The sequence below is a fragment of the Collinsella sp. AM29-10AC genome, from assembly GCF_003469085.1.
Taxonomy (GTDB): domain Bacteria; phylum Actinomycetota; class Coriobacteriia; order Coriobacteriales; family Coriobacteriaceae; genus Collinsella.
The window spans coordinates 1-12,827 of record NZ_QSKB01000012.1; the positions used below are offsets into that span (position 1 = coordinate 1).

General features: G+C 60.6%; 12 protein-coding genes and 2 tRNA genes. 13 read left to right on the plus strand and 1 reads right to left on the minus strand.

Features of this window, described 5'->3' with window-relative positions:
* Nucleotides 1-469: 469 nt before the first annotated feature.
* Nucleotides 470-545: transfer RNA gene (locus DW754_RS05075), tRNA-Val, on the minus strand.
* 187 nt (nt 546-732) lie between these two features.
* Between DW754_RS05075 and asnB the strand changes: the two genes are divergently transcribed.
* From asnB to lysS, 13 genes are all read left to right on the plus strand, one after another.
* Nucleotides 733-2,613: an asparagine synthase (glutamine-hydrolyzing) gene (gene asnB / locus DW754_RS05080; protein ID WP_117563808.1), complete on the plus strand. Its 1,881-nt coding sequence runs from the start codon at nt 733-735 to the stop codon at nt 2,611-2,613.
* Between the two features lie 112 nt (nt 2,614-2,725).
* The gene (locus DW754_RS05085; RefSeq protein ID WP_117758665.1) at nt 2,726-4,288 is read left to right on the plus strand and encodes a Mur ligase family protein; all 1,563 of its coding nucleotides are present in this window, start codon (nt 2,726-2,728) and stop codon (nt 4,286-4,288) included.
* Between the two features lie 107 nt (nt 4,289-4,395).
* Nucleotides 4,396-5,307, plus strand: a complete 912-nt coding sequence (locus tag DW754_RS05090; protein WP_117758664.1) for an HAD family hydrolase — start codon at nt 4,396-4,398, stop codon at nt 5,305-5,307.
* A 51-nt stretch (nt 5,308-5,358) separates the two neighbouring features.
* On the plus strand, nt 5,359-6,243 hold the full coding sequence (murI, locus tag DW754_RS05095) for a glutamate racemase (RefSeq protein WP_035137557.1): 885 nt from the start codon (nt 5,359-5,361) through the stop codon (nt 6,241-6,243).
* A 54-nt stretch (nt 6,244-6,297) separates the two neighbouring features.
* Nucleotides 6,298-7,023 carry a ribonuclease PH gene (gene rph / locus DW754_RS05100; protein WP_117758663.1) on the plus strand — a complete coding sequence of 242 codons (726 nt, stop codon included), beginning with the start codon at nt 6,298-6,300 and terminating at the stop codon, nt 7,021-7,023.
* Between the two features lie 143 nt (nt 7,024-7,166).
* A complete protein-coding gene (gene rdgB / locus DW754_RS05105; protein WP_022094898.1) occupies nt 7,167-7,808 on the plus strand; it encodes an RdgB/HAM1 family non-canonical purine NTP pyrophosphatase in 642 nt (213 codons plus the stop codon).
* A 3-nt stretch (nt 7,809-7,811) separates the two neighbouring features.
* Nucleotides 7,812-8,258: a D-aminoacyl-tRNA deacylase gene (gene dtd, locus DW754_RS05110; protein WP_089572532.1), complete on the plus strand. Its 447-nt coding sequence runs from the start codon at nt 7,812-7,814 to the stop codon at nt 8,256-8,258.
* Nucleotides 8,259-8,441: 183 nt separating this feature from the next.
* Nucleotides 8,442-8,738: a Veg family protein gene (locus DW754_RS05115; RefSeq protein WP_006234957.1), complete on the plus strand. Its 297-nt coding sequence runs from the start codon at nt 8,442-8,444 to the stop codon at nt 8,736-8,738.
* Nucleotides 8,739-8,740: 2 nt separating this feature from the next.
* Nucleotides 8,741-9,634 (plus strand): 4-(cytidine 5'-diphospho)-2-C-methyl-D-erythritol kinase, encoded by an 894-nt coding sequence (gene ispE, locus DW754_RS05120; protein WP_117758662.1) that lies wholly within the window; start codon nt 8,741-8,743, stop codon nt 9,632-9,634.
* 52 nt (nt 9,635-9,686) lie between these two features.
* A tRNA-Pro gene (locus tag DW754_RS05125) sits at nt 9,687-9,763 on the plus strand.
* A gap of 112 nt (nt 9,764-9,875) precedes the next feature.
* Nucleotides 9,876-10,151 carry a twin-arginine translocase TatA/TatE family subunit gene (gene tatA, locus DW754_RS05130; protein ID WP_022094895.1) on the plus strand — a complete coding sequence of 92 codons (276 nt, stop codon included), beginning with the start codon at nt 9,876-9,878 and terminating at the stop codon, nt 10,149-10,151.
* 106 nt (nt 10,152-10,257) lie between these two features.
* Entirely contained in the window at nt 10,258-10,728 is a 471-nt protein-coding gene (gene greA, locus DW754_RS05135) for a transcription elongation factor GreA (protein ID WP_006234960.1), read from the plus strand.
* A 79-nt stretch (nt 10,729-10,807) separates the two neighbouring features.
* Nucleotides 10,808-12,772, plus strand: coding sequence for a lysine--tRNA ligase (gene lysS / locus DW754_RS05140; RefSeq protein WP_117758660.1), 1,965 nt, complete (start codon nt 10,808-10,810; stop codon nt 12,770-12,772).
* The last annotated feature ends 55 nt before the right edge of the window (nt 12,773-12,827 follow it).

Below are 12,827 nucleotides of genomic sequence, written 5' to 3' on the forward strand. Positions count from 1 at the left end.
TGCAGCGACGGACCTCGGGACGCTCTTACACCACGTCTGCGCGCGCCACCGTCGAAATGGCGATGAATGCACGATTTTGATCTAATTGTTAGTCCTTATAATGGACATATGTTGCGTAACTTAAGCAAATACTATCTTTTGATATGTTGTAAGCAAGGTAGCAGTACTCATTTTTGCCATTTTCTGGCCACGGCCTTTGTGACAGACGTGCTGGCGGGTTCGAATCCCATGCGCTGGGCCTGAAAAAAAGAAAGGCCTCCATCGCTGGAGGCCTAACAATTCAGTGGTGGGCGATGAGGGATGTCGCGTGCGGCTGACGCCGCCCGCTCTCGCTTCGGGCCTACGGCCCTCGCGTGCTGCGCTGGAAAACGCTTCGCGTTTCCTCAGCTCCGCACCCTTGCGGGTTCGAATCCCATGAAATGGGCCCAAACAAAAAACGGTCCCCTTTCGAGGACCGTTTCCAAATCAGTGGTGGGCGATGAGGGATTCGAACCCCCAGCCTTGTGCGTGTAAAGCACCTGCGCTAACCGTTGCGCCAATCGCCCGTGCGGAGAGAGTATAGCAAAACAATCGCCTCATTCATCTCATATCCATTAAAGGTAACCGTCGCGTGTCACAGCGGAGCTGATTCAGTTGAGATTGCCTGAACATTCCGCCCCTCTTTACGCCCTCGGGTATACTCAAAAGCTACTGATTCGATTTGATGCCCAGCAACAGCAGAGGGGATAGTATATGTGCGGTTTTGTCGGTTTTGTCGGTGGGACGGATAACCAATCCGAGGTACTCACCAAGATGATGGACCGCATCGTCCATCGCGGTCCCGACATGGGCGGTCAGTTTATCGACGGCCGCGTTGCCCTCGGCTTCCGCCGTCTGTCGATCCTCGACCTGACCGAGGCTGGCGCCCAACCCATGGCCAACGAGGACGGTAGCGTCGTCATTGTCTTCAACGGCGAGATCTACAACTTCCAAGAACTCCGTTCCGAGCTCGAGGCCAAGGGCTACAAGTTCCACTGCGGCGCCGACACCGAGAGCCTCCTGCACGGCTACGAGGAGTGGGGCGAGGCAGTACTCGATCGCTTGCGCGGTATGTACGCCTTCGTCATCTGGGACAAGAAGAAGAACAAGCTTTTTGGCGCCCGCGATATCTTTGGCATCAAGCCGCTCTACTACTATCCCATGGCCGATGCGGGCGACGGCGCTCCGGGCGTGCTCTTTGGTTCCGAGATCAAGAGCTTCCTGGACTACCCGCACTTCCACAAGGCGGTCAACAAAAAGGCCCTGCGTCCGTACATGACGCTGCAGTATTCGGCAACCGAGGAGACCTTCTTCGAGGGTGTCTACAAGCTGCCGCCGGCGCATTACTTTACCGTAGACATCCCGACCGGCAAGATGAACATCGAGCGCTACTGGGATTGCGATTACTCTGCCGTCGAGAAGCCGTTCGAGGAGTACGTCGACGAGCTGGATGAGGTCGTGCACGAGAGCGTCGAGGCCCATCGCATCGCCGACGTCAAGGTCGCGTCGTTCCTCTCCGGCGGCGTCGACTCCAGCTACATCGCCGCTTGCCTCATGCCCGACAAGACCTTCTCGGTGGGCTTCGATTACAAGAATTTCAACGAGACTAACTACGCCAAGGAACTTTCTGACAAGCTCGGCGTCGAGAATGTCCGCAAGATGATTACCGCCGACGAGTTCTTCGGTGCGCTCGAGGACATCCAGTATCACATGGACGAGCCGCAGTCCAACCTGTCTTCCGTGCCGCTGTGGTTCTTGGCCGAGATGGCCCGCAAGGACGTCACCGTCGTGCTTTCGGGCGAAGGCGCCGACGAGCTCTTTGGCGGCTACGCCTACTACGAGGACACGGTTCCGGTCCGCAAGTACAAAAAGATGGTGCCGCTGCCCATCCGTCGCGCGCTCGGTAACCTGGCGCTGCATATGCCGTACTTCAAGGGACATAACTTCCTGGTCAAGGGTGCCGAGATCCCCGAGAAGTCGTTCCTGGGACAGGCTCTGGTATGGCCGGAGCGCGAGGTCGACGGCGTGCTCAAGCCCGAGTACAACACCGGCGACGGCGCCTTTGAGCTCGCTGCACCCATCTACGCACGCGTGAAGGGCCAGCCCGAGCTGGTCAAGAAGCAGTACCTGGACATGAACATGTGGCTCCCGGGCGACATTCTGCTCAAGGCCGACAAGATGTGCATGGCACATTCGCTGGAGCTGCGCGTGCCCTTCCTGGACCGCAAAGTCATGGAGTTCGCCGAGCACATTCCCGACCGCTACCGCATCAACGAGAACGGCAACAAACAGGTACTCCGCCACGCTGCCAACAAGTCGCTGCCCGATGAGTGGGCCACCCGTCCCAAGGTGGGCTTCCCGGTGCCGATTGTCTACTGGCTGCGCGAGCAAAAGTGGTACGACTATGTCAAGGAGTACTTCACCGCGCCGTGGGCAAGCGAGTTCTTCGATACCGACGAGCTCATGCACCTGCTCGATTTGCACTTTGCGGGCAAGGGCGATTTCCAGCGCAAGATCTATACGCCGCTCGTGTTCCTGGTGTGGTACAAGCGCTTCTTTATCGACGAGGACCAGCCCGCTGTTCAGGCTGCCTAGCCTCGGCTTACGAACGCCTGCGCGTAACGGCTCCTCCGGGAGCCGTTTTTGCGTGGGTGCGTTTCAGTTACTATAAAAACCGTCCCTGCCAAATGGCTGAGAAAGGTGAAAGATGCACCATTCGGATTCCGCGACCGTGACCACGGTCGATACGCTTGCCAAGCTTCTCGATGTGTTCGGCGAGCTGCGCGCATCAGAGCAGGTTGACGAGCGTGCCGTGACCGGCTGCTCGTTTGATTCGCGCGCGGTCTCGGCAGGTGACGTGTTCTTTTGCAAAGGCGCTGCCTTTAAGCCCGCGTTTTTGAGCATGGCGCTCGATGCGGGCGCCGTCGCATTTGTGTGCGAAGAGTCGCTGGTTGAGTCTCTGGAACCGCTGGCGCAGGAGAGCGGTGCTGCGATGCTGGTTGTTGATAGCGTTCGCACGGCCATGGCCCTGTTGCCGCCGGAGGTCTACGACCGTCCCGACCACGACGTCAAGATCGTGGGCATCACCGGTACCAAGGGAAAGACCACTGCCGCTTTTATGCTCCAGTCGATTATCAAGGCGGCGGGCGAGTCCTGCGGCATCATCGGCTCGGTGAGTACCGACGATGGTATCGAGTGCTACGAGAGCACCAACACCACGCCCGAGGCCCCCGAGGTCTGGCGCCATATCGCCAACTGCCGCACGTCCGGTCGCCAGTCCATGGTCATGGAGGTCTCGAGCCAGGCGCTCAAGTACCAACGCGTCGAGAATCTGCCGTTTGACGTGGCGTGCTTCCTCAACATCGGCCGCGACCACATCTCGCCGATCGAACACCCCACGTTTGAGGATTATTTTGAGAGCAAACTCAGGATCTTTGACCAGGCAAAGACCGCCGTGGTGAATCTGGGCACCGAAGAGGTTGACCGTGTGCTGGAGGCAGCGTCGACGGCCGAGCGCTTGGTGACCGTTGGCGTCGAGCATCCCGAGGCAAGCCTGTGGGCAAGCGATGTCCGCGTGCTCGGCTTTAGCATCGAGTTTAACCTGCATGGCCTGTGTGCTGACGAGTCCGAGGCGGGGGAGAAGGTCCTGCTGGGCATCGCGGGCGACTTTAACGTGGAAAACGCGTTGGTCGCTATCGCCGCTGCGCGCGAGATCGGCATCGGTATCGAGGCTATCAAAAAGGGCCTCTCCAAACTGCGTGTGCCGGGCCGTATGGAGGTCGTGGAGTCGAAGGACGGCCGCGTGATCTGCGTCGTTGACTATGCGCACAACCAGCTTTCGTTCCGTTCGCTTTTCTCGTCGGTCAAGCGCGCGTTTCCCACTAGTCCAGTCATTGCAGTGTTTGGCGCTGCCGGCGGCAAGGCGCAGGAGCGCCGCGAGCAGCTTCCGCGCGAGGCCGCACCATATTCCGACCTGATGATCTTTGCCAACGAGGACCCGGCTCACGAGGACCCGATGAAGGTCTGTCGCGAGCTTGCCGAGCATGTTCCCGACGATACGCCGAACGAGATCATCCTCGACCGTGAAGCCGCTGTGCATGCGGCGTTCAAGGCGGCGCGCGAGGAGTACGTCAACCCCAATGCTCCCACCATTGTCTTGCTGCTGGCAAAGGGTGACGAGGAGCTCATGCACGTGGGCGACGAGTTCGTGCCCATCGAGAGCGACCTTTCGTTGGCCAATCGCCTGATCGATGTTACCCAGTTTGACTAATGAACCATGATGGCGAAGGCGCCCTGAGTGCGCTGTCGCCATAAACGTGTTCCCTCAATCAAAACATGCCGTCCAAGCCCAAACCCTTCTACGTAAACGGAGTAACCATGTCCCACAACACCCTGCCGACCGTCGCCGAGCTTTCGGGCGAGATGCGCGAGCGCTTGGCCAAGGTTAAGTACGTCTTTACCGACCTGGATGCTACGATGCTCGCACCCGGCTCGTGCGTGCTGCGCGACAACGACGGCAACCCCTCGACCAAGCTCGTCGAGGCTGTCGTGGCACTTGCTCGCGCCGGCATCCAAGTGGTTCCCACCTCGGGCCGCAACCGCACCATGATCCACGAGGATGCGCGCGTGCTCGGCCTCAACTCCTACATTGGTGAGATGGGTGGCCTGGTCATGTACGATCTCAAGGCCAACGATTGGGAGTATCTGACCGGCGATATGCCCTACGACCCATCTTGCGGTCTCACGCCGCACCAGGTGATCGAGCAGACTGGCGTGTGCGAGAAGATCCTCGCCCGCTGGCCGCACAGGATCGAGTATCACAACGACATGTCGACCGGCTACAAGTACCGCGAGGTTACCGTCGGCATGCGCGGCGACATCCCCGATGACGAGGCGCAGGCCATCCTCGACGAGGCCGGCTGCGGCCTGGTGTGGGCCTGTAACGGTCACCTGACGCATCTGTCCAAGCCGACGACGCTCGAGCTCGATCGCGTCGAGGACGGTCGCGCATTCAACATCAACCCCGCGGGCCTCAACAAGGGCGTTGCCATCGCACGTTTCTGCGAGCACCTGGGGATCGAGCGCGAGGAGACGCTCGCGCTCGGCGACTCCGAGTCCGACTTCTACATGGCCGATCACGTGGGCACGTTCTGCCTGGTCGAGAATGGCCTGACGAGCGCCGGCGCGCCCGAGTTCCTGGCTGCTTGCGAGAACGCTTTCGTTACGCGCGGCAAAATTGTCGACGGTTGGGCGGCGACGGCAGAGCTGCTGGTCGCGGCGCGTTCGTAGCGCGGCGTCGCCGCACTTGGACATGTCTTTTCGAGAGAGACTGGTGAGGTAATGTCCGATATCGAGAATCCGGCAGGCGACACGCGCCCGATTGGCGTGTTCGATTCTGGTTTGGGTGGTCTGACGGTTGCGCGCGCCATCGCGACGGCGCTGCCGCATGAGTCCGTCTACTACTTCGGCGACACCAAACGCTGCCCCTACGGCACGCGCACCGAGGATGAGGTGCGCTCGTTTGCGTTGCAGGCGGGCCGTTGGCTGTCGAAGCACGACGTCAAGATTATGGTCATCGCCTGCAACACGGCGACAGCTGCGGCCTTGCGTCTGGCCCAGCAGGTGCTCGACGTTCCCGTGATCGGCGTGATCGCGCCGGGTGCCCGTGCGGCAATCAACAGCACCCGCACGCGTCGCGTGGGCGTGCTCGCCACCAACCTCACCATTCGCTCGGGCGCTTACACGCGCGCCATTCAGGACCTAGATGCCGGCGTCGACGTATACGGCTGCCCCGCCTCGAGCTTTGTTGAGGTTGTCGAACACGAGCTCGCCTCGGGTGCGCATCTGCAAGAGCAGTGGCTCGAGAACGAGGACATCTTCGATACGCCTGCCGTGCGTGCGCTGGTGGGTGCCACGGTTGAGCCACTGCGCGACCACGGTATCGATACCGTGGTGCTCGGCTGTACGCATTTTCCGCTGTTGGTGGGACCTATCCGCCATGCGCTGGGGCCTGGGGTGCGCGTCGTGAGTTCCGCCGAGGAGACCACGCGCGAGCTGACCGATATTCTCACGCGCCGCGAGCAGCTGGCGGGCGACGCCGCCGAGCCGCAGCATCGTTTTGCCACGACGGCCGATAACATTGCCGAGTTTGCGGTGGCGGGCAGCTTTATCTTTGGTCAGCCGCTCAAGAGCATTGAGCATATCGATATCGATGAGCTGAAATAGATGTAAGGCCGCCGTCAGAGCCTTCGCCACACCTTTTGCCGAAAGGATTTTTCTATGGAGTACATGCAGGTCAACCGCGCCAACGGTCGCGCCGCCAACGAGTTGCGCCCCGTTAAGCTCACCCGTGGCGTCATGAAGCACGCCCACGGCTCGTGTTTTGCCGAGTTCGGCGACACGCGCGTGCTTTGTGCCGCCACCATCGAGGAGGGCGTGCCGGGCTGGCGCAAGGGTGCCAAGGCCGGTTGGGTAACCGCAGAGTATGCCATGCTGCCGGCATCGACCGGCAAGCGCTGCAAGCGCGAGCACGCCAACCGCAAGGGCCGCTCCATGGAGATTGAGCGCCTCATTGGCCGCAGCCTGCGTACCGTCGTCAACATGAAGGCGCTCGGCGAGTACACCGTTACCGTCGACTGCGATGTGATCCAGGCGGATGGCGGCACGCGTACGGCGAGCATTACCGGTGCCTGGGTGGCGCTGCACGACGCCCTTGCTATGTGGGTCGAGGCCGGCAAGATCGAGCGCATCCCGCTCACGGGCCAGGTTGCTGCCATCTCTATGGGCGTTGTCGACGGCAATACGCTGCTTGACCTCGATTATTCCGAGGACAGCCATGCCGAAGTCGACATGAACCTCGTCGCCACCGACACCGGTGAGATGATCGAGCTCCAGGGCACCGGCGAGCAGGCGCCCTTTGACCGTAAGCGCCTCAACGCCCTGCTCGACCTGGGCGACAAAGGCATCGCCGAGCTCATCGAGCTCCAGCGCCAGGCCCTCGCCTAACCTGCCAAAAAGGGACAGGTTTATTTTGGCAGGTTTTATCTGGGAAAACGTCGAAGTATAAGACTGCCGTTGATTGAGAGGGGAGAGGCGGAGGCCCTCGTCGCCCTCGGCGCGGCATTGCTATAGAGACAAGGAGACCACTCATGGCACTTGAGAAGATCGACATCGACACCCTCGACCCGGCGGCGACCATTGTCGTGGCAACGGGCAACGCCCATAAGCTCACCGAGATCGAGGCCATTTTGGGCAAGGTCATGCCCGAGGTTCGCTTTGTGGCGCTCGGCCAGCTGGGCGATTTTGAGGACCCCGAGGAAAACGGCACGACGTTTTTGGAGAACGCCATCATCAAGGCGCAGGCTGCCGTCGAAGAGACGGGGCTCATGGCCATTGCCGACGATTCGGGCTTGGTCGTCGACGCGCTTGACGGCGAGCCGGGCGTGTATAGCGCGCGCTATGCGGGCGTGCACGGAGACGATGCCGCCAACAACGCCAAGCTTCTCGTTAACCTGGAAGGCGTGGCGGACGAGGACCGCACCGCGCGCTTTATGAGCGTCGTTGCGCTTATCGACACGGATGGTCTGGTCACCTATGGCGAGGGCGCCTGCGAGGGCGTTATCGCACACGAGGGCCGCGGCGATCACGGCTTTGGCTATGACCCGCTGTTCCTGCCGGTCGACACGCCGGGCAAGACCATGGCCGAGCTGACGGCGGACGAGAAGAACGCCATCAGCCATCGTTTCCACGCGCTCGAGCATCTGTCCGCCAAACTGACGGGCGAGGAGTAGGCCGTGCGTGCGGTGGTGCAGCGCGTACTCAACGCCGGCGTGACGGTCGACGGCGAGTGCGTGGGCAAAATTGGGCGCGGCTATCTGGTGCTGCTGGGCGTGGGCCACGGCGACACGCGCGCCGAGGCCGATAAGCTGTGGGGCAAGCTCCGGGGCTTGCGCATCAACGAGGACGAGAACGGCAAGACCAACCTGGCACTTGCCGATGTCGACGGCGAGGTGCTCGTGGTGTCGCAGTTCACGCTGTTCGCTGACTGCCGCCACGGTCGCCGTCCGTCGTTTACCGATGCAGGCGCGCCCGATGTTGCCAACGAGCTCTACGAGTACTTCCTGACGCTCGTTCGTCAAGATGTCGAACACGTGGCGCACGGCATCTTTGGCGCCGATATGAAAGTCGACTTGGTCAACGACGGCCCATTCACCATCGTCTTGGACACGGACAACCTTTAGGTTACGCGGTTTTACCAAACCGCGTAACAACTGGTCATGCGAGGTTGTCGTCTGGTACGTATTTGGGACGGGGTTTATTTAGCTACTTGCATATGGCGGCAGCAGGGTGCTATAGTATTAGAGTTTTGTCTATCTTAGGGGTATTATCCCCTTTTTGAATTGCACCTTCTGGAGGCCCTGTTCATGGAAGAGATGGAAGTCAATCACGTCGACGACATCCACGAGAAGCTGACCGATATGGTGGGCGATCGCGTCAAGGTGAAGGCCAACATGGGCCGCACCCGCGTCGTCGAGCGCATGGGCACCATCAAGAGCGTCCACCCCGCCGTCTTTATCGTCGAGGTTGACGAACGTCGCGGCCGCAAGTCGCGTCAGTCCTACCAGTATATCGATGTCCTCACCGGGCAGGTCGAGCTGTTCGACCCCGAGAGCGGTGAGCACATTTTTACCCCGCTCGGCAATCAGCTCGAGGAGCACTAACGGTGACCGATCGGTCCCTGACTCTTTCCGCGCCGGCAAAGATTAACCTCTACCTGGGGGTTCATACCGAGCGCGATGACCGCGGCTACCACAGGGTCGATTCCCTGATGGCAGCCGTCGGTCTTTCCGATTCCGTGACGGTCGCGCCGGCGCAGGCGCTGACCGTCCAGACGGTTCCGGCATCAGATTTTCCCATGCAAAAGAATACGGCGTATCGGGCTGCGGTTGCTATGGCCGAGCATTATGGTCGCGAGGCAAACATCTGCGTGACGATTGAGAAGCGCATTCCATTGTGCGCCGGCTTGGGCGGCCCCTCGACGGATGCGGCCGCGGTCATTGTCGCCTTGGCGGAGCTCTGGGGAATTGATCGCACCGACCCCGCGCTCGACGACATTGCGCGGGGTATTGGTGCTGACGTCCCGTTCTTTTTGCACGCGAGCCTTGCGTTCTACGTAGGTGGGGGAGACGTGCTGGCAACTGAGTATCCCGCGCTGCCCGCAACGCCCGTCGTGTTGGTCAAGCCGCGCGAGGCAAGCGTTTCAACAATTGAAGCCTATCGACGTTTTGACGAGGCTCCGGTGCCTGCAGACAAGCCCGGCGCGATAGCTTCTGCCTTGCATGCTGGTGATGCCGAGACGGCATATGCGCTCATCCATAACAACCTAGGTGTCATTTCCGCACAGATGGAGCCGCAGATTCAAATGGTTCTCGATTGGCTGCGTAAACAGGACGGCACCGTTGCTGTAGATGTGTGCGGATCGGGTGCCTGCTCATTTGCCATTTGCGACACCGCCGCCACGGCCGAAAGGCTTGCCGACGCTGCCCTGCAAAACGGCTGGTGGTCCTGCGCGACGGAGCTCATTCCCAACACGGTTCGCATCGAAGTGCCAAAGTAGTAAAAATTTCTCTAGCACACGACGGAAATCTTTGTTACTATAGTCGAGCTAACGGGTTGTGGCTCAGTTTGGTAGAGCACTGCGTTCGGGACGCAGGGGTCGCTGGTTCAAATCCAGTCAACCCGACCAGAGCATGAGGAGGGATCGCTTCTTGCGGTCCCTTTTTTTAGCTACTGTTGTGATACCGCGATACCCGCGGTATACTCATTCGAGCTTGTCTCGCTGTATTGTGGAGGTCTACATGTTTGGACTGAGGGCTCCTGAGCTCATCATTATTCTCGTCGTTGTCCTGATTATCTTCGGGCCCAAGAACCTGCCGAAGCTCGGCAAGTCCCTCGGCTCTACCGTCAAGAATATCCGCGAGGGTATGGAGGGCGACGATAAGGCCGAGACCAAGCAGGCCGAGGAGGTCGTGGTCGAGCAGTCCGAGGAGGACAAGGAGATCGCTGAGCTCGAGGCCAAGCTCGCTGCTGCCAAGAAGAAGCAGGCAGAGGACAGCGACGCGGACGCAGAGTAGTCCCATCCCTTTGGGGTGAGCACCTGACCGGCTTGCCCGCAGGCTAGCCGGTCTTTTTCGTTTTGTTGACAGTTGATTGTTTGATCAGAGTTGGGGAGATATCCGTATGGACGCAAGCCAGATCGTACTGACCGCTGAGGGCCGCCAGAAGCTCGTCGAGGAGCTCGCTTGGCGTGAGGGCGATTACGCCAAGGAGATCGTCGAGGACATCAAGGAAGCCCGCGCGTTCGGCGACCTTTCGGAGAACTCCGAGTACGATGCCGCCAAGGACAAGCAGGCCCAGAACGCCGCTCGTATTGCCGAGATCCAGGCCATCCTTGCCAACGCTCAGGTTGCTGCCACCACAGGTGATCTGACCGTCTCCATCGGTTCCACCGTTTCTCTGATTGATCCCAACGGTGAGGTCATGGAAGTCACGCTCGTCGGTACCACCGAGACCAACTCGCTCGAGCACAAGATTTCCAACGAGTCTCCGGTCGGCCACGCCATCATCGGTCACGGCGAGGGCGACTCCGTCGAGGTCGTTACGCCTTCCGGCAAGACCCGCGTCTACACCATCGCCAAGATTGCACGCTAGACCACGGTCCCGCGTAAAGGTATGTTTTCGCTCCCTGGGACCGAATCCTGGGGAGCGTTTTAGTTTGAGGAGCTAACTTATGGCAGAGAACCAGAACGCCGCAGATCAGGCATCGACGCTCAACGACGAGCGCGCCACCCGCCTGGCCAAGCGCGCCGCCCTGTTCGAGGCGGGCCAGAACCCCTATCCCGAGCACTCTGAGCTTGAGGACTACGTTGCCGATATCGAGACTAAGTACGCCGAGCTTGCCGATGGCGAGGACACCGAGGACGTCGTGAAGATCGCCGGCCGTGTGGTCGCCAAGCGCGGTCAGGGCAAGATCATGTTCATCGTCGTGCGCGATGCGACTGCCGAGATTCAGCTGTTCTGCCGAATCAACGACATGGACGAGGCTGCCTGGAATACGCTCAAGTCCCTCGATCTGGGCGACATCCTGGGCGTGACCGGCGTGGTCGTGCGCACCCAGCGCGGCCAGCTTTCCGTTGCCCCTAAGAGCGCGACCCTGCTTGCCAAGGCCGTTCGTCCGCTGCCCGAGAAGTTCCACGGTCTTTCCGACAAGGAGACCCGCTATCGCCAGCGCTATGTCGACCTGATCGCCAACGACGACGTTCGCGAGACCTTCCGTAAGCGTTCGCAGATCCTCTCCACCTTCCGTCGCTTTATGGAGTCCGACGGCTACATGGAGGTCGAGACCCCCATCCTGCAGACCATCCAGGGCGGCGCTACTGCCAAGCCGTTCATCACGCACTTCAACGCGCTCGATCAGGAGTGCTACCTGCGTATTGCCACCGAGCTGCACCTCAAGCGCTGCATCGTCGGTGGTTTTGAGCGCGTGTTCGAGATCGGCCGTATCTTCCGTAACGAGGGCATGGACCTTACCCACAATCCCGAGTTCACCACGATGGAGGCCTACCGTGCCTTCTCCGACCTCGAGGGCATGAAGGCGCTCGCCCAGGGCGTTATTAAGGCGGCTAACAAGGCCATCGGCAATCCCGAGGTCATCGAGTACCAGGGCCAGACCATCGACCTTTCTGGTGAGTGGGCCAGCCGTCCCATGACCGACATCGTCTCCGACGTGCTCGGCAAGCAGGTCACCATCGACACGCCGGTCGAGGAGCTTGCTGCCGCCGCACGCGAGAAGGGCCTGGAGATTAAGCCCGAGTGGACCGCCGGCAAGATCATCGCCGAGGTTTACGATGAGCTGGGCGAGGACACCATCGTCAACCCGACATTCGTGTGCGATTACCCCATCGAGGTCAGCCCGCTCGCCAAGCGTTTTGAGGACGACCCGCGCCTGACGCACCGCTTTGAGCTGGTTATCGCCGGCCACGAGTACGCCAACGCGTTCTCCGAGCTCAACGACCCGGTCGACCAGGCCGAGCGCTTTGCCGCCCAGATGGCTGAGAAGGCTGGCGGCGACGACGAGGCCATGGAGTACGACGAGGACTACGTGCGCGCCCTCGAGTACGGTATGCCTCCCGCGGGCGGCATCGGTATCGGTATCGACCGCGTGGTCATGCTGCTCACCAACCAGGCTTCCATCCGCGACGTGCTACTGTTCCCGCACATGAAGCCCGAGAAGGGTTTCCAGTCCGGTGCCGCTGCCGCTAAGGCTGCCGAGGCCGGCAACACCGCGAGCCCGTTCGTCAAGCCGCTCAAGCCCACGGTTGATTACTCCAAGATCGCCGTCGAGCCGCTGTTTGAGGAGTTCGTCGACTTCGATACCTTCTCCAAGAGCGATTTCCGCGCTGTGAAGGTCAAGGCGTGCGAGGCCGTCAAGAAGTCCAAGAAGCTGCTGAACTTTACGCTCGACGACGGCACTGGCACCGATCGTACCATCCTCTCCGGCATTCACGGTTATTATGAGCCCGAGGACCTGGTCGGCAAGACGCTGCTCGCCATCACCAACCTGCCTCCGCGCAAGATGATGGGCATTCCCAGCTGCGGCATGCTCATCAGCGCTATCCACGAGGAGGATGGTGAGGAGCGTCTCAACCTGATCCAGCTCGACGCCTCCATCCCCGCCGGCGCAAAGATGTACTAACTAGTTACGCGGTTCGTAGAACCGCGTAACGGCTCGACGCTGCGCGGGCCGCATT

Excerpts from the sequence above, each read along its gene's own strand:
- murI (WP_035137557.1), top strand. The coding sequence starts at position 5,359 with ATGTCCGATATCGAGAATCCGGCAGGCGACACGCGCCCGATTGGCGTG.
- greA (WP_006234960.1), top strand. The coding sequence starts at position 10,258 with ATGGACGCAAGCCAGATCGTACTGACCGCTGAGGGCCGCCAGAAGCTC.
- rdgB (WP_022094898.1), top strand. The coding sequence starts at position 7,167 with ATGGCACTTGAGAAGATCGACATCGACACCCTCGACCCGGCGGCGACC.
- DW754_RS05090 (WP_117758664.1), top strand. The coding sequence starts at position 4,396 with ATGTCCCACAACACCCTGCCGACCGTCGCCGAGCTTTCGGGCGAGATG.
- rph (WP_117758663.1), top strand. The coding sequence starts at position 6,298 with ATGGAGTACATGCAGGTCAACCGCGCCAACGGTCGCGCCGCCAACGAG.
- asnB (WP_117563808.1), top strand. The coding sequence starts at position 733 with ATGTGCGGTTTTGTCGGTTTTGTCGGTGGGACGGATAACCAATCCGAG.
- tatA (WP_022094895.1), top strand. The coding sequence starts at position 9,876 with ATGTTTGGACTGAGGGCTCCTGAGCTCATCATTATTCTCGTCGTTGTC.
- DW754_RS05085 (WP_117758665.1), top strand. The coding sequence starts at position 2,726 with ATGCACCATTCGGATTCCGCGACCGTGACCACGGTCGATACGCTTGCC.
- DW754_RS05115 (WP_006234957.1), top strand. The coding sequence starts at position 8,442 with ATGGAAGAGATGGAAGTCAATCACGTCGACGACATCCACGAGAAGCTG.
- lysS (WP_117758660.1), top strand. The coding sequence starts at position 10,808 with ATGGCAGAGAACCAGAACGCCGCAGATCAGGCATCGACGCTCAACGAC.